Here is a 24,348-nt window from a genome sequence, read left to right as displayed (position 1 = left end):
AAACCTATTTAAAACTAAACTAATTTATTAAATAAAACAAAAGTAGCTGCTTCTTCCAGTGTATTAAAATTATGGGCTATGTCTTTTAATTTCTTCTTCATATTAGCCCATAATTTTTCTATTGGATTTAAATTCGGTGAATACAGCGGAAGAAACAATAGACAATGCACCGTCCCCTTTATTATCTTTTCTAATATATTCTTTCTGTGAAATCTGGCATTATCCATAACTATTAGAACTCTCTTCCCTAATTTTTCAATATCTCTTAGAAGTATTTCCCTGAACCACTCTTCAAAAAATTCACTTTCCATTGTTTCCCTGTATATCATACTTCCTATCAGTGCATTCCCTATTTTTCCGGCAACCAGATTTATCCCTGAATATCTTAATCCTCTTCTTCCCTTCAATACATATTTCCCTTTTACTCCAGCCATATTCACGGTAGTAATATTCGTTAAAGCCTGTTTCATCAATATAGATTATTTCTCTGCCTGAAACTGCTTCTAATAATTTTTTTAAATATCTATTTACTTTTTTCCCGTCCTGCTCCTTGTATTTTGTCTGTTTTTTTCTTGTGTATCCTAATTTTTTCAGTGCCACTCTCACTGTCTCCTTTTCACAGCCAAAATCTTTTGCTATTTCATGGATGTATTTATCTGCATTCTCTGGATTTTTCATATATTCATCAAGTTTTTCGGGGTCAAGCACCTTAAATTTTCTTTTCCGTATTCTTGATGAAAGATTTCCTGTTTCATTCTTAAGTTTTATCCATCCGTACAATGTGCTGGAACTTATGTTGAACTGAAATAATGTTTTTGTTTTTCCATTTTTGTAATAAAAATTTAAAATTCTTTTCCTATAATCTTTTTCATATGCCATAAAATTATTATACCGTATTTTTAGGTCGGTTTTGTACAAGTTTCACTATAGTTCGTAGATGATTTATGAAGTTCCATAACTTCTCATTTTTTATGAATATATTTCTTAAATATTATACAATAGGAAATAGTTTAACTCCTTCAATCTGTAAAATGTCACAATTAATAATTAAATTGATAAATACAGAAACTTACTTTTTCATCAGGTTATTTTCCAAGAATTTCAATGCTTTTTCAACATCAGCTTCTTTTCCTTCTTCAGAAACATATTCAATATATTTTACAGTATTATTTTCATCAAGAATCATAAGTGCCCTTGTTAAAAGACCTTTTTCCTTTATGAAAAATCCATTTTGAATACCAAATTGATGATATTTAAAGTCAGAAACTGCTTTTAATCCATTAATTTCATTGGCAGTACAGAATCTTTCCTGTGCAAATGGAGTATCAACTGTTACAGAGTAAAATTTCACATTTGTATGAGTTTTTGCTGCTTCATTTAACTGTTTTGTCTGCAATGAACAAACTTTTGTATCAAGCGATGGCGCTGTATAAACTACTTTTATATTTTTATCTTCAAAAATATTTTTTTCTTCCAGTTTTGTATTCACTACTAGAGGCACTTCCTTTATTTTATCGCCAATTTTTAATTCTTTTCCAACTATTGTTATTGGAACTTTTCCCATTGTGATTTTTAAATTATTATCAGCCTTCAAAGTGTCTAAATATTGTGCATATTCGGCATTTTGTCCTGCCTGTCCTGTTTCATTTTCTGTTTTTGGTTTATTTCCGCAGGCAGATAGAACTACTGCAGCTGCTCCTAATAATAATATTTTTTTCATTTGTTTCCTTCTTTCGTAATTTTATCTGTTGTTTGTAAAAATTCAAATTGTATGATTTTTACAGTTTTAATTTAAACTATTTTTATCTAATTTTATCGTTTCTATTTTGATACTTCTCTAATTAAACTCGGATTATACAATAAACTTTCATTTTTTCTTACTTCTTCAAAAGTATATGTTTTTAAAATTTTTCCATTTTCAAAAACACATTCCATTACGGAATCTTCATGATATTGATTTTCAGGTAAATCTGAAATATTTACTGTTTCAAATTCTCCATTTTTATTTTTTATCAAGTCAAGCCTTCCTTTTTTACTGACTTTTCCTTTATCTGTAACAGGATTTTTGTAAACATCTCTAACTTCATTTCCGATTTTTATACAGCTGCATTTCATGGCAAATTTATGAGTATCCCTGTTAATGCTAGATTTTTCATTTCCTTGCAAAAGTGATCCTCCACAGCCTAAAGTAACATTTTCGGCAGAATATTTGTTATCCTTTAAAGATTTATAAATATCCCAGATTGTATCTTCATTAATTCCATCACCTTGTAAAATACGGACTTTGTTAATTACTTTATATCCTTTGGAGTTTATCGTATAGCCAAAATTCTTTTCCAAACTTTCAAGCGCAAACAGAATATTTGTAATTGCGTCTCCACTATCTAGACGTATTGTAACCATTCCATCTCTTGCCAATATTTTTTCACGTAAATCTTTTCCGATAATATTTTCTACCGCATTAAAAAAATTATAGCTGTCAAGAACAATTGAAACAATTCCTTTTGGAAATTTATCAAGCATATTTTCGTATGCTTCTTTTTCATATTTTTGAGTCCATGAAGTCATTGTGCTATGTTCAGAAGCAGGCACACTGTAAGCGGCTATTTTTTCATCATAATATTTACGGGCAAAGACAAGTGCATTTAAGGTATCTGTTCCATAAAAATTTGTAAGATGAGCCATTCCGCCAATTCCCGCACTTTCCTCGCTGGAAACACCACGATAACCAAAATCATGCAATTTAAACTTCAGTTCTGACTCCACATTATCACTTGTTTCATCTAAAAAGTATTTTATAATCTGTTTTGCCTTGTATGAAAATGTCGCAACTGTAATTGGATACCATACTTTTAACAGCAATGTTTCCACCCAGCCCACAATCCAAGGCACATTTTTGTCAGTTGATTCAACTGTAACCAGCACATTATGATTTTTTACAACACTGCCTTCTGGAACGGTTCTAATTCTAAGTGGCAATTTCCCGTCCAGTTTTTCTACAATATACCTCCATCCCTCTTCAAAAAATGGCAATCCATGCAGTTCACAAATTTCCTTAGCTTCATCTATCATTTCATTTGTAATTTTTTTTGTTAAATATTCCATTAAATAATATTGCAGTCCAAAAAATTTTACATATCCGTATAAGCCACCACGACTTTCGATATAATCGTTCATATATGTCATATTTGCTGGATATTGAAATGGATGAGTAATTTTATAAGAATCTGTCGATAGTATTAAATTTTTCATTTTTATTTTGTATGATAATTGCAAGTTACGTAAAAATCATACTCTCCTTCCCTACATTTTTTTATTTGTATATTCAATTATAACTCTTTTTTCTTTGAAAACATACAAATAATACAGTAAAACCTCTTTGAATTAAACAAAAAGATTTTTACTGTAATAAGATTTTTTTATTTTTCCAAAATTTTATCTGCCAGCACCAACGCTATTTTCTTTTCTCCAACCATAAATTCCACAACCATACTTTTTGTGTCCACTTTTTTTATTTTTCCACGTCCAAATTTCTTGTGATTAACAACATCTCCAACTTTATATTTAGAATTTACATTTGAAGTCGTTTGAGAGCCTGATTTTTTACCAAATGTTCCTAGTTTATCTTTAGAAAATGGATTAAAGTTTTCTATTTTCGGTGTAAAACTTCTTGGAGCTGAAGATTGCCCTTTTAGACTTGTGTATTTTCCACCCACATATTCGAGATTGTCTTGCTTCATTTCGTAGATAAATCTTGATGGACGACGTAAATTATCATCTTTTCCCCAAATTTTTCTTGATGAAGAATAAGAAATAAACAGTTCTTTTTTAGCACGGGTTATCGCCACATAGCAAAGTCTACGTTCTTCTTCCAGCTCTTCTTCAGGAGCGTCAAAAGAAATTGATGGAAACAGCCCGTCTTCCATTCCCGCAAGAAAAACATAATCAAATTCCAGTCCTTTCGAGCTGTGAATTGTCATAAGTTTTACATAATTTTCATCATCTTCCATTTCATCAGTCGCTGAACTTAACGAAATCATATCAAGATATTCATTCAAGGACATGCTTGGATTTTGCTTTTCAATTTCAGTAATACTGTTTAACAATTCCTCAATATTTCTAACTCTGTCTTCCTTGTTGTCTTCAATTGAGTCAATATAACGTGTTCTTATAAGAATTTCATCAAATATTTCCTTAATTGACATTTCTTCAAGGCTTGAGTAAATGCCCTGCATTAAATTGTAAAATTCCTTTAATGCCAGTTTTGTAGATGCTCTTACAGGAATTTCATCAATATAGTGAAGTGCTTCAAGCATCGAGATATTTTTTTCATTTGCCACTTCCCGTATTTTTTCCAGCGTCTTTTCTCCAACAGAACGTTTTGGAACGTTAATTATACGATAAAAATTATGATTATCATTTTTATTATTTAAAAGGCTTAAATATGCCAAAATATCCTTTATTTCCTTACGTTGAAAGAACTGCATCCCGCCGTAAATTTTGTAAGGAATGTTTGCAGATAGTAGTTTTTCCTCCAAAACTCTTGACTGTGCATTTGTCCTGTACAGAATCGTCATATCCTTGTAATCGGCACCGTCTCTTTTCTTTTTCTTCATCTCTGTAACAATGAAATCCGCTTCATCATAAACAGTCATTGCATTATAAATCTTGATTTTTTCTCCATCAGAACCATCTGTCCAAAGTGTTTTTCCTTTTGAACTTTTATTATTTTTAATAAGCTCATTTGCTGTATCCAGTATTTTTTTTGTAGAACGGTAATTTCTTTCCAATTTTACTGTAAATGCTTCCTTGTAATCTCTCTCAAAATTCAGAATGTTATTAATATTTGCCCCACGAAATGCATAAATACTTTGATCCTCATCTCCTACAACACAAATGTTTCGATATTTTGCTGCAATTAGATTAATCATTTCATACTGAATATCATTGGTATCCTGATACTCATCCACCACAATATACTGATATCTTTCCTGTATTCTTTCCAGAACAAAAGCATCATTCAGCAATTTTCTCGCATTCAAAAGCAAATCCGAAAAATCCATCGCATTATTTGCCTTCAAAACTTCATCATACTTCTGATAAATCTCGCCAAAAAGCCTGTTCGCAGGAATTCTCATATCTATTTCACGTTCAAGTTCCTTAATTCCTATCCCCTGTTCCTTCAATTTACTGATTCTATTTGCAAGTTTTCCCGGCTGAACACCATCATTATCCTTAATTCCCATATCCTTTTTTATCTTTGTAATAATTGATTTCTGATCGTCCACATCATAAATATTAAAATTTCGCCCATATCCAATTCTTTCAGAATAAGTTTTAAGTAATCTTACCGAAAACGAGTGAAATGTAGAAACTACAAGATTATTCGCCTCATGTCCAATAAGTGCCGCAGCCCTTTCCTTCATCTCTCTTGCTGCCTTATTCGTAAAAGTAAGTGCCAGAATATTAAGCGGTGAAATCCCTATTTCTTTTACCATGTGTGCAATTCTATAAGTAACTGTACGTGTTTTACCGCTTCCCGCTCCAGCCAGTATCAATACAGGCCCTTCTATCTTTTCTGCAGCTTTTCTCTGCTCTTCATTTAATTCATCTAAAATACTGCTCATATTTCTCCCTTTTTCTCATTATTTTTTACAATTCTCTATATTTAACTTCCGTTATTTTCGATATTTTCTCAATAACTCCATTTTCTTCCTTTTCTTCCCCAGCGTGACTACTCCCATTCTTATAAACAATTTCCTTCAAGTTCAAATCCGATTTTTTTAGTAAATCCACTGTTAATAAAATCTGGTTAAGTACGCCTTTTTTGTTTTTTGAAACAATAATAACTTCTGAATTTTTTCTAAATTCACACATAAAATCGAGAATACTGTAGCTTCCTTCCAGCTTTAACAAAAGCCCGCCAGTAATTCTAACAAAAATATAATCATTTTCAGCTAATGCCAAATTTATTTTTTCACGTAAATTTATTAAATTACTTTTTTCATTTTCCTCCATTTGCCCTTTTATAACTATTGTTTCCACTTTTTTATTTTCAAACAGCTGCTCTTCATACATTTTTTCAACAAATTTCTTGCCAACGTTAATTTCCGTTCCGACTATAAAATATATTTTTCCTTTTTTATCAGTTCTATGCCTTACAATATGATGCCTTCGGCATCTTGCCTCATAATTTTCATTTGCACCAACCATAACCAGCGGATCGTCATAATAAGCAGGCTCCCCATTGATAAGACGCTGACTCGCATAAGCAGGCTTTCCACAAACCATGCAAATTGCGTGAAGTTTATCCACCTGATCGGCGATACTCATCAGTTCTGGCACTGGCTCGTAAGGCTCCGCCCTAAAGCTCATATCAAGCCCTGCGACAATCACTCTTTTCCCATATTCCACATATTTCTTACAAAACTCAACTATTTTTTCCCCAAAAAACTGAACCTCATCAATGCCAATTACTTCCGCATCAACATTTTTTTCCATAATTTCTTCCATTTGAGAAACATCACTCACGGGATAAGCTCTAAAACTGTCATTACCATGCGAAAATACTCCCTCTTCCCCATATCTGTTATCGATAGCATGTTTAAATGCTACAATTTTCTGCTTCGCATACTCAGCCCTTCTAAGCCTTCTTATAAGTTCCTCGCTTTTTCCTGAAAACATGCTTCCAGTAACAACTTCTAGTGTTCCGATTTTAGAATTTTGTATCATTTTATCTTCCTTTTTCTATCATTTTATAATTTACGTTTTAAAAGGGGGACTTGCCCCCATTCATTTTTAATTTTTATTTTGTCTAAATGAGTCAAATATATTCTTTGCATTACTGTATAAAACTTTGACTTCATAAGGTTTTACGTTAATTTGAATTTTTTTATCAGAAATTGCGTAATTTTCTTTTAAGTTCAGCTGATTTCGATAAAATCCAAATAATTTTGGTACTTGCAATGATAATGGATATTTATCCGGTCCATTATTTACTACAACTATTATTGATTCATTCCCGTCTGAAATTTCATAGGAAATAAAGTCTGTATTTGGTCTTGCTGGCGTAAAATCACGTCCTTGGTACAATTTTGCCCGTCTATTCTGATCTGCTAAATAAGCAGATATTTCTGAATCAATACGACCTTGCGTTTTTGGATCGCTGTAGACTTCAAGAATTCTTAATTTACCATTTTTAAATAAATTTTTATGTTCTTTCCTAACTTTTAATAAGGCTTTATAATGATTTTCTATATCTGCATTGCTATTTACAGGATACGAAATCCATTTTTGAACTTCGTTTACTTCCACAACACTAGGAAAACTTCTAAGCCTGTCTTTATATTTAATAATATTGTCAGTTTCATTGTCATAAGGTTCATAATCCTCCCATAACATAGGCTTTCTATTTCGTGGCGAATCTGCTCCCCACATTCCCTTTTCATCACCATAATATATAACTGGTGTCGCAGGCAGCATCATTTGCATTGCAACGACTCTTTTAAGTTTACTTACAGCTGTTCCGTCATATAAATCAGGACGAATATTCAAATATCCTTGATCCGATTGATTATTTCTATCATAAACTCTATTCGGATTTATCATTCCACTAAAGATTCTATCTGTATCAAGTGATCCAACAAAAACTTGTGTCATATTAAAACGATTGCTTGAATATCTGTTATAAATCTCATTTAATTTTGTTGCAAATTCTACGCCGTTGATTCGGTAATTTGGATTAGTATTTACAGTATATTTTATAATATTATTGACAATATTATAATCTGCTCCACTGTCATAAATCCCATCTTCAACATCTTTTGTAATACTGTTTGAAACCTCTCCTGTAATTAGCAAGTCAGGTTTATATTTTTTCAAATTTTCTGTAATTTGTGCAAGATATTCTTTATTCTCGTTGTCGTAATAAACATATCTTATTCCGTCAATTCCGTCATCATATACATCTTTTTTAAAAGTCTCATCAGGTCCTAAAATCCATTTTTTCATTGCATTTTCAATATAATTTCTAACTTGCGGATTTTTTAAGTCAAGTACAGTATCTTTTAAATACCAGTTAGAAAATTCTTTATTATTTCTAGCAAAAAATCTGCTTGACGTTGTATCAGGAGCCACTTCCAGCACTACTTTCAAACCTTTCTGGTGAGCCTGTTTTACAAGGCTTGCCAATTGCAAATCAGAATCTGTCCAAATCCAGCTTTTTACATTCAGTAAATCCTCATCAAGTAAATTCTTATCCGTTTCAGGATTGAAAATAAGCAAGTTTAATTCCTTATCCCCATTGTTATTATGGACTTTTGCCTTTATATCAAGCCCTTTTGATGTTCCAGTCTGCTCAATGTAGCCAAAATACGGATCCACGTGATTAAAGTAGATTGTGTCATATTTATGGTTTGAAAGCGAATAAAATGGTGATGATAAAATTATGTATTCCACACCAAGATTTTTAATATAATCTAACTTATCAATTATTCCCTGTAAATCCCCACCATAATAACGTGTGTAGTTCTGCACGTCATTTAATGTATTTTCTTCCCATTCATTTTTTTCCTCATAGTTACTGTTCCATTCATTCAACGAAAACTGCGGTTTTTCATTTCCGCCCCAATATGCCAGCACTAAGTCTTTCTTAGATGTTCCTGAACGAATTTCTCCAGTAGGCTCTGAAAAGTCATCTGTTCCAAATTCGTTAAAAATCGCATCGTTATCCACATCGCCATTTCTAAACGAATCAATATAAATCTGATATCCAACTGAACCTCTAGCCCATTCTGGAATTGTTGTAAGCTTTGTAGAACGTGAATATTCAAATTTTTCTACATTTGCAGGATTTTTCGTAATATTTCGTCCCATATAATACTTTGTCTTGTCATCAGTCAATACAAAATAATAACTTGACACATTGCTTGGAATTTCAGCCATAAAAATCTCGTTACCACCATAATTTCCAATTCCACGCATCATTTTTTTCCCGCCACTGTAGACAACTTCCGCAGAATAAACATCATTATTTTTCGTTCTTAGCATAATCTTTACATTATTTCCATTAAGTACCCTGAATTCAGAATCTTCCTTATGAACTAACGAATTCAAGTCGATAACTCCATCATTTCTTTGGCTATATTTCAATGATTCTGTTGAATTTTCCTCATTCTGTCCTGCTTCACTATTCTCTAGGTTTTCAATATTTTCCTGTTTATTCTTATTTTTTCTTTTTACTGCACTAATCAAATAATCTTCACGATTATTTACATCATTATTTTTAATATTCATTTGAAAATTTTCATTTTGTGCAGAAAACGAAACAACTGAACTTACCAAAAACAATAAAACTTTCATTTTTAATTTAAAACTCATATTTCTCCTCTATTTACCTTAATCTCCCTAGCCGCAGCCAGACAAAAAACAGTAATTTTTATATTATTTCCATTTTTTTTATCTTTATTATCAAATTGCCTTAAAATGCTATTTTTTATTTCCCTAAGTGTCGCTCCTGTCGTTACAATGTCATCAAGTATCAAAATTTTTTTATTACTCAAGTCAATATTTTTAGAAATCCTAAACGCTCCCTCAATATTCCTGTTTCTTTCCTCTTCGTCCAAAATTCCAGCCATCTTTTTAGTATTTTTTACCCTTTCAAGCCGAACATAATTCACTTTTAGACAATTCAAAATCTCATCAACCTGATTATACCCTCTTTCGTTCTTTCTTTTCCTGCTGACAGGCACACTCACGACAATATCTATCTTTTCACGTTTCAAAACATAATAAAATTCTTCATTTATTAATTCGGCAATCAACTTTGCCATGATTTTTCTATGGTTATATTTATAAGAATAAATTAACCTCTTAAACTCCTTATTGTAGTCCCACACATAATAAATATTATTTAATTTCCGTAATTTTTTCAGACTTTTCAGAATATTTTTCGTATCCTTCGATACAATACCGTACTCAACTAATTCCACCCCTGAAATTATATCCTGATTTCTAAATAAAATTCCTTTAAAATTAAATATTATTTCCTTAAAAAATTTAATATCCCTCAACTGGATCCTCAACCTTTTGAACTATTTTAGTTGAGTACATTTCTGTATATCCACAATTTTTACATATTTTTAAATAAAATGTATCGATGGCAATCTGCGTTCCAGCAACTTTTTTTGTAGGAATTGCCACCTTTTTCACTTCAAATATTTCTTCTCCACACTTGCAACATTTCTCATCATTTCTCATACAATCACCTCAAAACGCATTTTTTAACCACTCGATACTGCTAGAGCCACGACTTACTCCAACAATATCATACCTTACATTTTTATCCCATTCCTTTTTTAAAAGATAAATTTGTGAACTCGCAAGAATCTTATTCTGCTTCTCCTCCGTCACCATCTCAATCGCCGATCCAAAAAAATCATTCTTCCGATATTTGACTTCCACAAACACCAGCGTCTGACTCTTCTTTTCAAAAAAAATCAAGTCAATCTCCCCAAACCTGGTATAAAAATTACTCTCAACAAACGTAAGCCCTTGCAAAATCAAATATTCCTTCGCCACATTCTCATACTTAAACCCTATTTCCCTTTTATTCATACTATTTCTTGTCCCATCCCCTTTTTTACATTGTATCATAAATATCTATATTTATTCTTTTAATTTTATATTATATGATACCAATTTTTCACTTATTTTTCAAGACTAGAAAATTTAATTAGTTTTTTAATTCTCTTAACTTAAATAATCCTAATGTTATTGCAAAATAAAATGTGTATCTTAATTTTTTAATACACATTTTTGAATTTATATTTATTTTTAAAGTTTAAAATCTAAGTCAGTTATTAATAATAATTCTTCTTTCGTAATATTCTGAATATTAACTACTCTTCTAGCATGATTCATTACTAAATCATCATAAATATTTCTTACCATTCTTCCATTTGAAAAATTTTCTTTTTTATTCTCTAATTCTGTTTCAAAAAAATCATTTAATTTTACTTTCGCTTTTTCAGTCAAATCATAATCATTATTTTTACACATTGATATTAATATTTCCAAAAGTTCTTTAGTATTATAATCTTCAAATTCTATAAATGTGTTAAAACGGGATTTTAGTCCAGGATTTGAAGAAAAAAAGTCTTTCATTGGCTCAGAATACCCAGCAACAATTACTACCAAATCATTTCTATAATCCTCTAATGCTTTAGTTAATTCGGTTATGCATTCTCTTCCATAGGAATCACTTTGTTCATTTTCAGTTATACTGTAGGCTTCATCAATAAATAACACTCCACCTTTAGCTTTTTCTATAACATTTTTTACCTTTAATGCCGTTTGCCCTTGATATCCTGCTATTAAATCTGTCCTTGAAACTTCAATAAAGTGTCCTTTTGATAATAAACCTAATTGCTTATAAATTCTACCTATAATTCTAGCAACAGTTGTTTTTCCAGTGCCAGGATTTCCTGTAAAAGATAAATGCAATGTGCTTTTAACAGCATTTAATCCTTCTTTTTGTCTCATCTTTTGAACTTTTTGATAAATTATCAAATCATTCACTTTAGATTTAACATTCTTCAGTCCAATCAAATTATTCAATTCTTCTAATAAATCCGTTAAGCTTCTAGTATCTTCTACTACTTCGTCTGAATTACAAATTCTTTTTATTTCTAAATAACCATAATATTCAACTAAACTTTTTTTCAAAAAATTTGCTATTTCTTTTATCTCTTTGGAAAATTCTTTTGAATCTATTATCTTAGAAATTTTTCTTAGCAATAAAATAGTTGCTTGCTTATCATTTTCTCCAGCAATAGACATTCCATATTTTGTAATTTTACCGTTAGAATTAGTAACTGCATCTAGTTTAGAAACATAATTCAAAAAATTTTCTTTATATTTACTCATCTATTTACTTCCTATAAAGAATAACAAGAATAATATCAGAATAATAATACCATAAATAATATTCGATATAATAACCGTTTTCTTTAATTTTTCTAATTTTATTTCCGAGTCTTCATCTATTTTATAATTCTCTACTTTATTTTTGAATTTTATAAGTTCTTCTATAGTCAATTTTTGTGTCTTTAGTATACTTTCTATCTTTTCATTAGTTTTTTCTATTCCTTTTATAGAAACACATATTTTATCAATATAATCTTTATCTAATGATTCAAAAGTATTATAGACTTCTTTAAATTCTTTTATAATTTTTATTTGAGTTTTATTAATATCTATCAGATATTCTTGTATTTGGCTTGTCAATTCATTTAATTCTTTTCCAGTAACAGAATGATTAAAAAAACCAAAAATTCCTTTCGAACAAACATCTAAAAGATCTCCTCCTGTTCTAACTTTGTCTATCTCTAAATCTGTTTTAGTTTGTTCTGAAAATTTTTTCAATCTGTTTTTTGAAATTTCAAAATTATGTTTATCAATTTTCATTGTTTCATATTTATTTTCCATATTGTTTAAGTAATCTCCTTTAAATTTTCATTATATTATCTCATTAATTCTTCAAGGAGAGAATCAATCTCATCCATTTTCTCTTGAGTAGAATTTTTTTCACCAAATACTTTATTAAATGTATCTTTTATATAATCTGAAGCATTTTTATGTCTTTCTTTTATATTCGTAACTATTCTTTCTTTCGTTTCTACAACTCTATCTTCATTCAAATTTATTATTTTATGCTGTATTCTTAATATTTCATTACTTTTATCTATTTTTTCATCAACTATTTGCGTTTCATATTTATTTTTAATCATCTTCTGAATTAAATTAATTGCTATTGCTCCTATAATTCCAGATACAACTGCTCCCATAAAAATTCCTATTATATTTGCTAAACTACCAAGCAATGGTATTTCAACCAATAATATGGGTATTGAAGATAATCCTTTTTCTATTGCTTCCCCCAATAATATAGCACCTGCTGCAGTTAATCCTACTGTCATTATTTTACTAATTTCTAAAATTAATCGACCTAATGGTTGATTTTTATTTTCTGGATTTTTCATATAGTCAATAGCTTCTTTTATAGATTTCCATCCTTGTTTTAATAACATCCACACTTGCTTTAAAGTACGAAAAACAGGTCCAACAATAGCCGTAGCTATATTATTAAATAATGTGCTTCCAGCATTTATTAAATGTGTTTTCAATTTTCCTACAAAAGAGTGTATCGCTTCTTTCAAGCTATCCAAAAGCATTTCAAACTTTCCTTTTGTTGTTTTAAACCATTTAATCAATTTTGCTATTACTTCTTTTACAAATGAAGCTATTAATTGCATAACAACTGCTCTCAGAGCTTTACCTCCCATACGAAAAGCCTCTTCTTTTTGAGACTGTTTTCCCGTTTCAATAGATTTTTGTTCTCCTTCATCTATTGTTTTTTTATATTCTTTATCAGCTTTTTCTTCATTTTGGCGCATTCTTTTTTCTTCTTCATCTGTAATGTTGAATATATCTTTGGGCTTTTGACCTTTGGCATTAGGATTATCAAGCCACTCACTAATTGTTTTTTGACCTTTTGAACGATTTTGACTTAAATTCATTTCACAAAGATTTTCATCACTATTCGCAAATCTAATTTGCTCTTCTTGGGTCAAATGTGCATTAGCAGCTGGATCACGAATAATTTTTGCGGCAGGTAAAATATGATCCATATCAGTTTTATTTTCAGCAGAACCAGTTGGTCTATCTTTATCAAAAGGTTTTCTTGCACCGTCAACTAACGTTGCTTCCTCTTTTCCACTTCTAGTTGTATGGTATATTATATTACCATTTTCATCTTTTTTAAAATTTGACTGCCAATTATCATAACGTTCTTGATAATTAATTTTTGTATTATGTTTTGCAATTTTTCCTTTTGCAAAATTTTCAGTAGTCTGAATATGTGCTTCATTTCTTAAATCTAAAGTCATCCCACCATTTTCTTTTATGAAATCTTCTCCTGCTACAATTGCAATTTGATTATTAACCTGTTCCCAAATCACATCCTCTACAACTTTACCCAAATTATCAGGATCTCCTATTTGTTTCTGATTTTCTTTTAAAATTTCAAGTTCTGATAGTTCTAATTTTAACTGACTTTGTAATTTTTCCTCTAATTCATCAAAATCAAAAGAACTCTCAAAGTTTTCTTCACTATTTAGTGCAAACGCAAATTCTTTACTGTCCATTGTTTTCTCCCTTTTTAATTATAATTCAATAAAAAATAATTTTTTTCATTTATATGCTTTATTATTTTATCATATTATTATATAAAATCAAGTATTTGTTATAATTATCTTTGCAATTTCTTTAAAATACTGTTTTTTATAAAGGGATTATAATATTTTATATATTCTTAATTTTTTACTCCCAATATCTTCTTCAAAAACGTCTTTCTATGATACTTACAAGCCCCTTTTTCAAGCAAAATCTCCCTATGTTTCTTAGTCCCATATCCTTTATGTTTCTCAAATTCATACTCAGGAAATTCCTTTGCAATCTCACAAAGCATTCTGTCTCTTGTAACCTTTGCCACAATTGAAGCTGTCGCAATGACTAACGACTTGCTGTCTCCCTTCACAATACATTCCTGGTCTCCTTCATACTCTCGAATCAAATGGTTACCATCAACCAGAACTATATCAAATGCTGATTTTTCAGCCACTTGATTTATCGCTCGACGCATTGCAAGAAATGTTGCATTCAAAATATTCATTTCATCAATTTCCTTTTCCAAAGCGATTCCGATTCCCACAATGCAATTTTTTTCTATTGCTTCAAACAATCTTTCTCTTTTTTTCTCAGTCAACTTCTTCGAATCGTTAATCTCCTGCAATTCCGGAAAATCCTGAATCACAATTACAGCTCCAGCCACGACTGGCCCTGCCAAAGGCCCTCTCCCAGCTTCATCAACCCCAACAACAATCTTATTATATTTTTCGTCAAATTCCATTAATTCATTTTTTTTATCCATAAGCATATTCCTTTACTTTTTATAATATTTCTAAACTTAAAATTTGATACCATTCCCAATTTAAATAATGAATTTATTATAAACTTTTCCAATAAAAGATATAAACCTAATATTTTCAAGAAATTTAAGATATAATTTTCATTTTTTAAACAGAGTCTAACATAACCTAATCCGTCGGAGCATTTTTCTGTGCTGGCAAAACTGTCTGAGCATAGCGAGTTTTTTGTCAGTGCAGAAAAATGTCGTAGACTAGCCATAGGTTGTAGGATTTGCGGCAATGAGCAATCCTACGAAAATAAAAAAGAAAAAAACATAGTAATTAGATGAATGATTATAAAAATTTATTCCTATTTCTAAAAAAGGTTTAGTATGATAATTAATTTTATATTAGTTTTTTCTCTTAACAAAATTTTGCTTAATAATATTTCTAATTAATTTATCTAATACTAATAACTTATAATTCAACATTTTTAACTTAACTATAATTATTCATTTAATTAGAATGAATATTTATCAAAAAATTTCAAATTCTAGCCCACATTTTTTCAATGCCCTTTCAAAATCTTCTGGCAATTCTGCAATAAATTCGATTTCTTCTTCTGTAATTGGATGTTCAAATTCCAGTTTGTAGGCATGAAGCATTTGGCGTTTTTCGGTATCTGTTCTGCCGTAGACACTATCGCCTAGAATTGGGTATCCTAAATATTTCATGTGAACTCTTATTTGATGAGTTCTTCCAGTTTCAATATGAACTTTAACAAGCGTAAATTTTTCCGTCTGAGAAATTACTTCATAATTTGTAATCGCAGTTTTTCCCGAATTTAAGTCATTTATTACTGTCATTTTTTTCCTGTCATTTTTATCACGCCCGATTTGTGTTACAATTCTTCCGCTTTTCTGGTTTAGTTTTCCTTTTAAAATTGCAAGATAAGTTTTTTTTACAGTTTTGTCGTGAAACATTTGTGACAATTTTAGATGTGATTTGTCATTTTTGGCGATTATTAAAAGTCCGCTTGTGTCCTTATCTAGCCTATGCACAATGCCAGGACGGATTTCTCCATTTATTCCTGATAAATCTTTGATGTGATACAAAATTGCATTTACAAGCGTTCCCGAATAATGTCCATTTGCAGGATGTACGACAATTCCAGCTTTTTTATTGATAACTGCCAAATCATTATCTTCATAAATTATTTCAATATCAATGTTTTCAGGTTTAATTTCAACAGTTTCCAGTTCTGGAATTACAACTTTTATTGTATCATTTTCTTCAATTTTATAAGCAGGCTTTGTTTTTTTTTCATTTACCAAAATATTTTCATCTTTTATAAGCTGTTGAATACGTGTCCGTGTCAACTCGAGCCTTTCCGACAAAAATTTATCAATCCTGCTCCCAGCCTCCTCATTCAAAACAACAATATTTTCCTCATTTTCATTATTTTCAACATCTATTTCATCTTCAAATTCATTTTCAACTTTATATTTTTCATTCATAATTATTTATTTTTCTTTCTTTTATAATTTTTTATTTCCCAAAAATTCTACTCTCTTTTAAAATTTATCCCATCAATACAATGATTATAAATTAATTCCTTAATTTCACTCATATCATTAGTTTCATAAAATTTCACAAGCAATTCCAGAAATTTCTCTTGCTGTTTTATCGGTACAGAAATAATCCCCGAACCATTTTGAATCATTACGTGATTTGCTGTCATCATGCTTGTCCTTTTATTTCCATCATAAAAAAGCTGACTTCTCATTAGATATAGCATTAAATTTATTGCTTTTTCCGTTGCAGAGTTTTCACATTTCAAAATTTTATTCAAATTATCATTCACTTTTTCCTTATTTGGAATTTCAGGTTTCCAATCTGTTCCACCCATACTTACATCAGAAAATCTCAATTGTCCTGGAAAAGGATTTACATTTGCCTCCCCAATTAGCTGATTAATTTTGCAAATATAGTTTAAATCAAGAGGATATTCAATATTTTCCAAAATAAATTCCCACGAATGTTTTAAATTAACAATAGCATTTATATCCTTAACTTTCATATTCTGAACTCCCAGTCCCTGAAAAATCGTTTCTGTCTGAGGATAAGTTACAGCTATTCCTTCCAGATTTGCCGATTTCCAAATTGAATCCACTATATTTCTTTTCGCAACAAAAATATTCTCCTCCAATGTCATTTTATACTTGTCTTTCATAAAATCACTCTTTTCTAAAAATTTTTCATCAATTTCTTAACTCTCATCATCACATTTCTGAAAAACATCCATTTCCTGTGAATAACCTCTATTATGATGATTTTTCGCCAAAACCGCTACTTCTTCATCTACTTTTTCCAGCTTTTCAAAACTTCTTTGTGCGTGATTTCGCAACTGCGTTTTAAATCCTAATTTATGCAAAACTCTCGTTATAATCGACACATTTTCTTTTCCACAGTCGTGCAGAAGTGCCAATTTTGAATATTTCTCATTGTTTTTCAGTTCCGTTTTTTTTATTTTTTTATAAACTTCAAGCGAATGAAACTTATCGTAATCAGACATTTCCAAAAATATTTTCTTTTCTTTTTCTGTCAATTTTTTCAAAGCCTCATTCATATAAGCCCTGTTAATTTTCGGTTTAAAATATTCCATTGCTTTTCTAATTATATACATTTTTCCACTCTTTTCCTAATCTTGATTTTTCTTATTTTTCTACACTTTCTAACAAAATATGTTAATATCCTGCTATCAAATTTCATCATTCAATATTTTTCTATAAACAGTATCTAAAAATTTTTAAAAACAATAAATTTATACATAATCTATAAAATATTTTTCAATTTTTTCAAATCTCTTTTACAACTATATCCCCAAAAATCTTCTTTAACTTCCTAATATTTTTCCCTCTTTTCCCAATAAATTCCCCTTTATCTTTCTTTTCAACGAAAAATACCGTAAAATAACTATTTCTCTCAATTTTTCTAACTTTATCAATGCTTTTTAATTGTTCATTCAAATCATCTATTTTGATTTCAGAATTTCTTGTTTCCAAATTTTCATTATTATTCTTTTTCAAATTTATCAATTCTTCAATATTTTTCACATCAAAAAAACTGATTTTCTCTAATTTTTCTGAAAATTCAACTTTCATAAGTGTCAAATATTTCCCATCAAGCGGTTTATCTTTTATCCCCAATTTCCTATTTTCAAAATTCCCATCATTTAACTTTTCAATATCAAACTTTGTATTATTTAAAATAAAATTACTCATAATCCGCACCTGCTGCGGCAAAAATCCATCTCCCACAAAATACAGCTTACCATTTTCATATTTCACAAAAATTTCTCTTGTATGATTTTTTAATTTTTTTCCCTTTTCTGAAGTAAATTCGTAAAAATCCTTTTCCCCAGATACTTTCTTACAAATCTGATTTATTCTCTCTTCATCGTTTTTCCTAAGTTTTTTTGGATATTCATAAATATAATATCTTTTTTCAATCATTTGTGGAAATTCAAGAAATGGCAATGTTCTCCCTATTTTATTGATTTTCAGCCCTTCTGTTTCCAAAAATTTTAATTTTGAAAAAGCAATTATCTCTTTGGAATTTATATAAAGAATATTTTCTTTTGCACTCACATTCGCATCAGTCCTTCCAGCCTGCTGAATACCTTTAAAAATCTTGATTTTGTTCTTTTCTAGAACTTTCCTAAATTCTGACTTAACACTCTTTTTATTAGGATTTTCATCAAAAGATTCAAATTTCTTTCCATCATATTCTACAAAAAACATATATCCAAAATATTTTGTATTCTCAAAATCTCTTATTAATTTATCTAGCTTTAATTTTTCTGTATTAATATTTTCCATTTTATATCCTTTATCAATTTATTAAATTGTCTGATCTTCATTTATGACAATAATTCTTAATTCCTTGCTAAATTTATTTTATACTAAACACCATTTAAATAACGAATTTGTTATAGATTTTTCTAATAAAGGATATAAATCTAATATTTTCAAATAATTTAAAATATAATTTTCGTTTTTTAAACAGAATCCGGCATGAACTAATCCGTCGGAGCATTTTTCTGTGCTGGCAAAACTGTTTGAGCATAGCGAGTTTTTTGTCAGTGCAGAAAAATGTCGTAGACTAGCCATGGTTGTAGGATTTGCGGCAATGAGCAATCCTACAGAAATAAAAATGAAAAAGTTGAATGATTATAAATTAGCTATTGAACAACCCTATTATAAAAATTTATTCTCATTTTTAAACGGAGTTTAGTATTAACATAAATTTAAAACTGCATAATTAAAAAGCAAATCTATTTAGTAAGCTCTCCCGCAATATTCATTACCAATCTTTCCTTCACTTTTTCCACATCATATTTTCCTAAAAGGCACATAAATTTTGTAATTGCAGCTTCTGGTGTCATGTCGTATCCATTTACAACACCTAGTTCCGTAAGTATGGCATTTGACTCATAAAGTCCCATTTCCACACTTCCAACTGTGCATTGAGTTACATTCAAAATTATAACTCCCATATCAATTATATAATTTATTGTTTCCAAAAATTCCTTATTTTGTGGGGTGTTCCCACTTCCGTAAGTCCGTAACACAAGTCCTTTTATACTATCATCATCTTGGAATATCCGTTTTAAAATTTTAGGATTAAATCCAGGAAATACATCCATCATCAGTACATTTGGATTAATTTTGTAATCTACATAAAATTTTCCCTCTGGCTTTGATAATAGCCTGTTTTCATATATTTTTATTTTTGAGCCTGCCTGCCCCAATGGGAGATAATTTGGGGAAGAAAATCCAAAATAATTTGTAGAATCAAGCTTTCTTGAACGATTTCCCCTAAAAAGATGATCCCTGAAAAACAGGCACACTTCTGGAATTACAGGTAGTATTTCATTTTCTGAATTACAAATTTCAATATTTCCTTGTGTCTGTTTTTCAATTATTTCAATAGAAGTTAGCAAATTTTGCAGTCCATCACTTCTAATTTCCTGAATTGGACGTTGTGCTCCTGTCAAAATCACCGTTTTCCCAAGATTTTTTAACATAAAAGAAAGAACACTTGCAGTATAAGACATTGTATCCGTTCCATGTAGTATTACAAAACCTTTGTATTTATCGTAATTTTCTTCAATTATTTTACCAATTTCCAGCCAAATTTCATAATTCATGTCAGAAGAATCAATGATTTTGCTTGTCTGAACATAATCAACATTCATATCCTTTAAAAATTGATAATTATATATAACTTCCTCCCAAGATGAAGAGGGTTTCAATGCACTTTTATTGTCATCTTTATCTGAATGAACCATACTGATTGTCCCACCTGTATTTATTACCAAAATCTTCTGACTGTTCTGCTCTTGCATACATCCCACCGTTCCTTCTTCTGCTTTTCATTTGTTATCCAAACTTTTTTATCTTGACTTTATTTTATCATTTTCTCTAGTAAATGTATAGCACTTTACAAATAAAAAAAATCGCTTTAATATAAAATACTAAAACGATTTCCCTAAAAACTTTCTATTTACCTTTTATTCTTTCAATAATTTCCTGAACACTGGACACCTTTACATCTTCGTCAATTCCAACCTCGCCTTTTACTTCGCCAAATCCCCATTTACAGTAAACAATATCAATTCCAGCATTTTTAGCTGTATTTACATCCACAAGCATATCTCCAACAAATAATATTTTTTCTTTTGAAATATTTAAATTTTGTGCCATTTTATCAACATTGTACGGATTTGGCTTATTTGGATATTCCTTTTCATTTGAGCCAAATATTCCATCAAATTTCCATTTGGATAACTTTTTATCAACTGCAGATAAGGCTGTTTCATGATCCTTGTTTGTTACAATACCTTTTTTCACGCCATTCTGTTCCAAAAAATCAAGCAATTCAGGTATTCCTTCATAAGGCTCGACACCATAGTCAAAGTAAATATCATAATATTTTCTTATAACTTTTTCCATTTCCTCATTTGTTACATCATCATACTTCTCTTTTCCCAAAATATTCCGTGCAAGCCCTGAAACTCCACCACCGACAAATTTTACACATTCATTAGCAGAATATTGCTTTTTCCCAAGTTCTTCCATCGCTGAATTTACAGTCTTTGTAATAGATTTTGACGTATCCATAAGCGTCCCATCCAAATCAAATATAACTAAATCGTATTTCATAAATTTTCACTCATTCCCTTTCTAATCCACTTTAAACAATTACTAAAATCTTATCAATCCAACTTTCAAGATTTTATCTCTAAATACTATTATTACTATTTTATTTACGCTTCAGGCTCAATAACATTCCCGTCATCATCAATTGGATTCCCATCATCATCCACTCTAACAACCTTAATGCTATCCAAATGCCCTCTCACACTTTCCTTAAATTTTTCAATATACATTTTTCTATATTTTTCACGCTCTTTCTTCTCTTCTTCGGTCAATTCTCTCTCACGTGCCAACTTTGAAAATTCATTTACTTTTTTAATAATATCTTCCATTTTTCTAATTTCCTTTCTAAAAAACATTACTGTAACCAAAAGTACAGCAAAAAATCTATAAATAATTATAGCACTAATTAACAAAAAGTAAAAATAATTTTTTAAAATGAATTGATTAAAACTTTTCACAAAATATTTCTTTAAAAGTTAAGACGCTAAGCTAAGCATTGCAATAGATCCCAAAATAATTGCAACGTCATTTATAGCTAATGCTAAGTACATATAATTATTTAATTCCTCATTACGTTCTTTTATTTTCAGATAAATTCCAACTTGAAATAAAATAAATATAATGAACGACACTATCCCTAAAAGATATAAACTGCCCCAAGCAAACATCGTATCAATTATTGTCATTATAATTATAAAAAAACTATAAGTTCTTCTATTAATATCATTCATAAACACAAATACTAAACTACTTATAAAACAAAGTACCAAATGAACTAACAAATTAGGCAATATAAAAATCGTAAATGTCATAAAAAATATCATTATCATAATCAAGTCAACAAGTAAAATTTTTTTTACTTTTTTCTGTAAAAATATACTGTATATCAATTTAAACAAATCATAAAATACAATTAATATTGGTATTATTGATAAATTTTCCATTTTCTCTCCTTATTTTAATATTTTTTAATGTTTAATTTTTTATTTCCCCCCACTCGCTGACAAAGAGCCTTAATCCCTTGGTATACACAAGAATATCATATTTTTTACTAAAAAACAAGATTACTTAATCTTATCAGTTTACTAAACTTATATTTCAAAAATTTATTTCCCTAATAAAAATTTCAACATTTACATTTATATATAAATTATGTTAAAATAATAAAAAATATTAATGTTATTAACTAAAAATTTGTTATATATAATAAAGAAAAGAGATAAAATGAGATTAGTAAAAATTATTTTATATTTTTTAATATTACAAGTAATGATATTTTCTGAACCGAAGCAATTAAATAAAGTAGTGTATTACAATTATAACTATCGAGGTTTTACGGAAAAATTAAAATCTGGAATGGAGATACATAAAGTGAAAGGATACTGTGGAACTACAGATTTTGTGAAAGAATGCAGCGGTCTACTACAAGTTTTAGATCCCAAGTATGCTAACGGCACAGAAAAAAATATGCAAAGTGTAATTAAACTGGATATTGATTTATCAAATTTTACGGCAAAAAAATATGGAAATATTACTTTTGATAATGATTATTTGGATTTTAACAGTGAATCAGATATTGTTTTGGGAAATTCTCAAAAAGAAAGTATAAAAAAAATAAGAAAAATGCTGATGATACATGATTTGGTTAAAAATATAACTACGGATGAAGAAATAATCGAAGCAGATGATGGACCCAGTTCAATGACAGGAACAATACACATAAAAAAAGATTTTTCGACTTATATTATTATAAAAACTCCTGAATTGTCGTATTTTCCACCTATGTATGTTATTGACTACGAAAATATCAATAAATCAATTTGGAATTTAGAGTATAAAGGTAGAGATTTTGATGAATTATATCAATATTTAAAACAGTTTATAGCAAAAAATAAGAATAAAGATGGTAAAATTCCAGAAAAAAAGTATGATGAATTTATGAAAAAAGAAATTTATAAAACAAATTTTTATCTAGAACTAACTAGGGAAATTTTAAAACTAAATAATGAACTGGGATATAATTTCTTTTTAGAATAAAGAAAACGATAAAGGAGACTTATTATGAATTGTCAAATTATTTTGAGAAAAAAATTTAAAATATCAAGTTGGTGTTTATTTCTTAGTTTTATGATAATATTTCAAAGTTCAAGTTTTACTAATTCATTTGAAGTAGATAAGATAGTTTATTATGAGTATTTTCCCCTTCTTAGTGAAAAAATAAAATCTGGAATGGAAATTTATAAAATAAATAATGGATATGGATACTGTGTACTTGATTATAATGAACGTTGTAATGGAAACTTATACATTCTAGATCCAAAGTATCTTAATTATTCTGAAAGAAATATGACAACTTTAGTTAAATTTGAAATTAATACTTCAAATTTTAATATGACAGAATATAGAGATATTGCTTTTAAAAATAATATTCCTGTTTTTGAAAGTAAAAAAAACATTGTGTTGAATGATTCTAGAAAAGAGCTTGTAACAAAAATAAAAAAAATGTTATTAATTTATGATACAATAAAAAAAATAAAACTGGATGATAAATTTTTAGAAGAAGATATAACATTCAAAAAAGATAAAAGCACAAAAAAAATTTTTTCAACATATATTATTATAAAAATTCCTGAACTGTCTTTTCCACATATGTATGTATTAGATTATGACAATGCTGATGACAGTGTTTGGCGTGCGGAATATACAGGTAAAAGTTTTGATGAATTATATCAAAACTTAAAACAGTTTATAGTAGAAAACAAGGATAAGAATGGTAAAATTCCAATTGAAAAATATAATAAATTTATGGAAGATGAAATTTATGGAACAAATTTCTATCCTGAACTAACTAAAAAAATTTTAGAATTAAAAAATGATTTTATGGGGTATTTTAATTAAAAACAAATAATTGAAATAATCATTGTTGTTAAAAAATAATGATTATTTTTTTATAAAAGATCTTCACATTTTCTTATAGTCATATAAACACCTTTCTTTCATTAATGGCAGATTGAATAACTCTATTATAATGGAACATTTTCACACTCATATAGCGAGCAATTTTATATTTCATACATCTTACATAATCAACTGACTAAAGTTAATAACAAAAAATCACAGTTAATCTTAATAACCGTGATTTTAATTTGAAGAAATTT

26 protein-coding genes are annotated in these 24,348 nt (G+C 29.1%); 4 read left to right on the top strand and 22 right to left on the bottom strand.

Annotated features, from left to right (window positions below; all coding sequences use genetic code 11):
- Positions 1-14: 14 nt before the first annotated feature.
- The 14 genes from ACEG17_RS00885 to rnhB all read right to left on the bottom strand — a co-directional run bounded on the left by ACEG17_RS00885 (position 15) and on the right by rnhB (position 14,989).
- Entirely contained in the window at positions 15-329 is a 315-nt protein-coding gene (locus ACEG17_RS00885; RefSeq protein WP_372582194.1) for a transposase, read from the bottom strand.
- Positions 301-879 (bottom strand): IS630 transposase-related protein, encoded by a 579-nt coding sequence (locus ACEG17_RS00880; RefSeq protein WP_372582193.1) that lies wholly within the window; start codon positions 877-879, stop codon positions 301-303. The genes ACEG17_RS00885 and ACEG17_RS00880 overlap by 29 nt, the downstream gene beginning before the upstream one ends.
- Positions 880-1,069: 190 nt before the next feature.
- Entirely contained in the window at positions 1,070-1,720 is a 651-nt protein-coding gene (gene tpx / locus ACEG17_RS00875) for a thiol peroxidase (protein ID WP_299575826.1), read from the bottom strand.
- Between the two features lie 101 nt (positions 1,721-1,821).
- Complete coding sequence (locus ACEG17_RS00870; protein ID WP_372582192.1) at positions 1,822-3,252, bottom strand: nicotinate phosphoribosyltransferase; 1,431 nt, start codon at positions 3,250-3,252, stop codon at positions 1,822-1,824.
- 167 nt (positions 3,253-3,419) lie between these two features.
- Positions 3,420-5,627 (bottom strand): ATP-dependent helicase, encoded by a 2,208-nt coding sequence (locus ACEG17_RS00865; RefSeq protein WP_372582191.1) that lies wholly within the window; start codon positions 5,625-5,627, stop codon positions 3,420-3,422.
- A gap of 25 nt (positions 5,628-5,652) precedes the next feature.
- The gene (locus ACEG17_RS00860; RefSeq protein WP_372582190.1) at positions 5,653-6,732 is read right to left on the bottom strand and encodes a thymidine kinase; all 1,080 of its coding nucleotides are present in this window, start codon (positions 6,730-6,732) and stop codon (positions 5,653-5,655) included.
- Positions 6,733-6,798: 66 nt separating this feature from the next.
- Entirely contained in the window at positions 6,799-9,378 is a 2,580-nt protein-coding gene (locus ACEG17_RS00855) for an alpha-amylase family glycosyl hydrolase (RefSeq protein WP_372582189.1), read from the bottom strand.
- Positions 9,375-9,989, bottom strand: a complete 615-nt coding sequence (locus ACEG17_RS00850; RefSeq protein WP_372582188.1) for a ComF family protein — start codon at positions 9,987-9,989, stop codon at positions 9,375-9,377. Before ACEG17_RS00850 ends, ACEG17_RS00855 begins: the two co-directional genes overlap by 4 nt.
- A gap of 67 nt (positions 9,990-10,056) precedes the next feature.
- Positions 10,057-10,257 (bottom strand): zinc ribbon domain-containing protein, encoded by a 201-nt coding sequence (locus tag ACEG17_RS00845; RefSeq protein ID WP_299572303.1) that lies wholly within the window; start codon positions 10,255-10,257, stop codon positions 10,057-10,059.
- 9 nt (positions 10,258-10,266) lie between these two features.
- A complete protein-coding gene (locus tag ACEG17_RS00840; protein ID WP_039901037.1) occupies positions 10,267-10,614 on the bottom strand; it encodes a YraN family protein in 348 nt (115 codons plus the stop codon).
- A 219-nt stretch (positions 10,615-10,833) separates the two neighbouring features.
- A complete protein-coding gene (locus ACEG17_RS00835) occupies positions 10,834-11,925 on the bottom strand; it encodes an AAA family ATPase (RefSeq protein ID WP_372582187.1) in 1,092 nt (363 codons plus the stop codon).
- Entirely contained in the window at positions 11,926-12,486 is a 561-nt protein-coding gene (locus ACEG17_RS00830; RefSeq protein WP_372582186.1) for a hypothetical protein, read from the bottom strand.
- 35 nt (positions 12,487-12,521) lie between these two features.
- The gene (locus ACEG17_RS00825; protein WP_372582185.1) at positions 12,522-14,204 is read right to left on the bottom strand and encodes an AI-2E family transporter; all 1,683 of its coding nucleotides are present in this window, start codon (positions 14,202-14,204) and stop codon (positions 12,522-12,524) included.
- A 167-nt stretch (positions 14,205-14,371) separates the two neighbouring features.
- Positions 14,372-14,989 carry a ribonuclease HII gene (gene rnhB, locus ACEG17_RS00820; protein WP_372582184.1) on the bottom strand — a complete coding sequence of 206 codons (618 nt, stop codon included), beginning with the start codon at positions 14,987-14,989 and terminating at the stop codon, positions 14,372-14,374.
- A gap of 189 nt (positions 14,990-15,178) precedes the next feature.
- On the opposite strand from rnhB, the gene ACEG17_RS00815 reads away from it, so the two are divergent.
- Positions 15,179-15,316 (top strand): hypothetical protein, encoded by a 138-nt coding sequence (locus ACEG17_RS00815; RefSeq protein WP_372582183.1) that lies wholly within the window; start codon positions 15,179-15,181, stop codon positions 15,314-15,316.
- A 186-nt stretch (positions 15,317-15,502) separates the two neighbouring features.
- On the opposite strand, the gene ACEG17_RS00810 is transcribed toward ACEG17_RS00815, so the two are convergent.
- From ACEG17_RS00810 to ACEG17_RS00795, 4 genes are all read right to left on the bottom strand, one after another.
- Positions 15,503-16,483: an RluA family pseudouridine synthase gene (locus ACEG17_RS00810; RefSeq protein ID WP_372582182.1), complete on the bottom strand. Its 981-nt coding sequence runs from the start codon at positions 16,481-16,483 to the stop codon at positions 15,503-15,505.
- Positions 16,484-16,530: 47 nt separating this feature from the next.
- Positions 16,531-17,199 carry a Fic family protein gene (locus ACEG17_RS00805; RefSeq protein ID WP_372582181.1) on the bottom strand — a complete coding sequence of 223 codons (669 nt, stop codon included), beginning with the start codon at positions 17,197-17,199 and terminating at the stop codon, positions 16,531-16,533.
- A gap of 36 nt (positions 17,200-17,235) precedes the next feature.
- A complete protein-coding gene (locus ACEG17_RS00800) occupies positions 17,236-17,652 on the bottom strand; it encodes an HD domain-containing protein (RefSeq protein WP_372582180.1) in 417 nt (138 codons plus the stop codon).
- A gap of 172 nt (positions 17,653-17,824) precedes the next feature.
- Entirely contained in the window at positions 17,825-18,847 is a 1,023-nt protein-coding gene (locus ACEG17_RS00795; protein WP_372582179.1) for a pseudouridine synthase family protein, read from the bottom strand.
- Between the two features lie 223 nt (positions 18,848-19,070).
- Here ACEG17_RS00795 and ACEG17_RS00790 point away from each other — a divergent pair, with 223 nt between their 5' ends.
- Positions 19,071-19,262: a hypothetical protein gene (locus tag ACEG17_RS00790; protein WP_372582301.1), complete on the top strand. Its 192-nt coding sequence runs from the start codon at positions 19,071-19,073 to the stop codon at positions 19,260-19,262.
- 40 nt (positions 19,263-19,302) lie between these two features.
- Here ACEG17_RS00790 and ACEG17_RS00785 read toward each other — a convergent pair whose 3' ends face one another.
- The 4 genes from ACEG17_RS00785 to ACEG17_RS00770 all read right to left on the bottom strand — a co-directional run bounded on the left by ACEG17_RS00785 (position 19,303) and on the right by ACEG17_RS00770 (position 22,134).
- Entirely contained in the window at positions 19,303-20,376 is a 1,074-nt protein-coding gene (locus tag ACEG17_RS00785; protein ID WP_372582297.1) for an asparaginase, read from the bottom strand.
- Positions 20,377-20,530: 154 nt separating this feature from the next.
- Positions 20,531-21,193, bottom strand: coding sequence for an HAD family hydrolase (locus ACEG17_RS00780; RefSeq protein ID WP_372582178.1), 663 nt, complete (start codon positions 21,191-21,193; stop codon positions 20,531-20,533).
- Positions 21,194-21,297: 104 nt separating this feature from the next.
- Positions 21,298-21,519: a DUF896 domain-containing protein gene (locus ACEG17_RS00775; RefSeq protein ID WP_015769634.1), complete on the bottom strand. Its 222-nt coding sequence runs from the start codon at positions 21,517-21,519 to the stop codon at positions 21,298-21,300.
- A 147-nt stretch (positions 21,520-21,666) separates the two neighbouring features.
- The gene (locus tag ACEG17_RS00770; protein WP_372582177.1) at positions 21,667-22,134 is read right to left on the bottom strand and encodes a hypothetical protein; all 468 of its coding nucleotides are present in this window, start codon (positions 22,132-22,134) and stop codon (positions 21,667-21,669) included.
- Positions 22,135-22,414: 280 nt separating this feature from the next.
- Here ACEG17_RS00770 and ACEG17_RS00765 point away from each other — a divergent pair, with 280 nt between their 5' ends.
- Both ACEG17_RS00765 and ACEG17_RS00760 read left to right on the top strand, forming a co-directional pair.
- Positions 22,415-23,227 (top strand): hypothetical protein, encoded by an 813-nt coding sequence (locus tag ACEG17_RS00765; RefSeq protein ID WP_372582176.1) that lies wholly within the window; start codon positions 22,415-22,417, stop codon positions 23,225-23,227.
- Positions 23,228-23,251: 24 nt separating this feature from the next.
- Positions 23,252-24,088, top strand: a complete 837-nt coding sequence (locus tag ACEG17_RS00760) for a hypothetical protein (RefSeq protein ID WP_372582175.1) — start codon at positions 23,252-23,254, stop codon at positions 24,086-24,088.
- Positions 24,089-24,348: the final 260 nt, after the last annotated feature.

The sequence above is a fragment of the Leptotrichia hongkongensis genome, assembly GCF_041538065.1.
Classification (GTDB): domain Bacteria; phylum Fusobacteriota; class Fusobacteriia; order Fusobacteriales; family Leptotrichiaceae; genus Leptotrichia; species Leptotrichia hongkongensis.
This window is presented reverse-complemented; position numbering and strand designations above follow the sequence as displayed.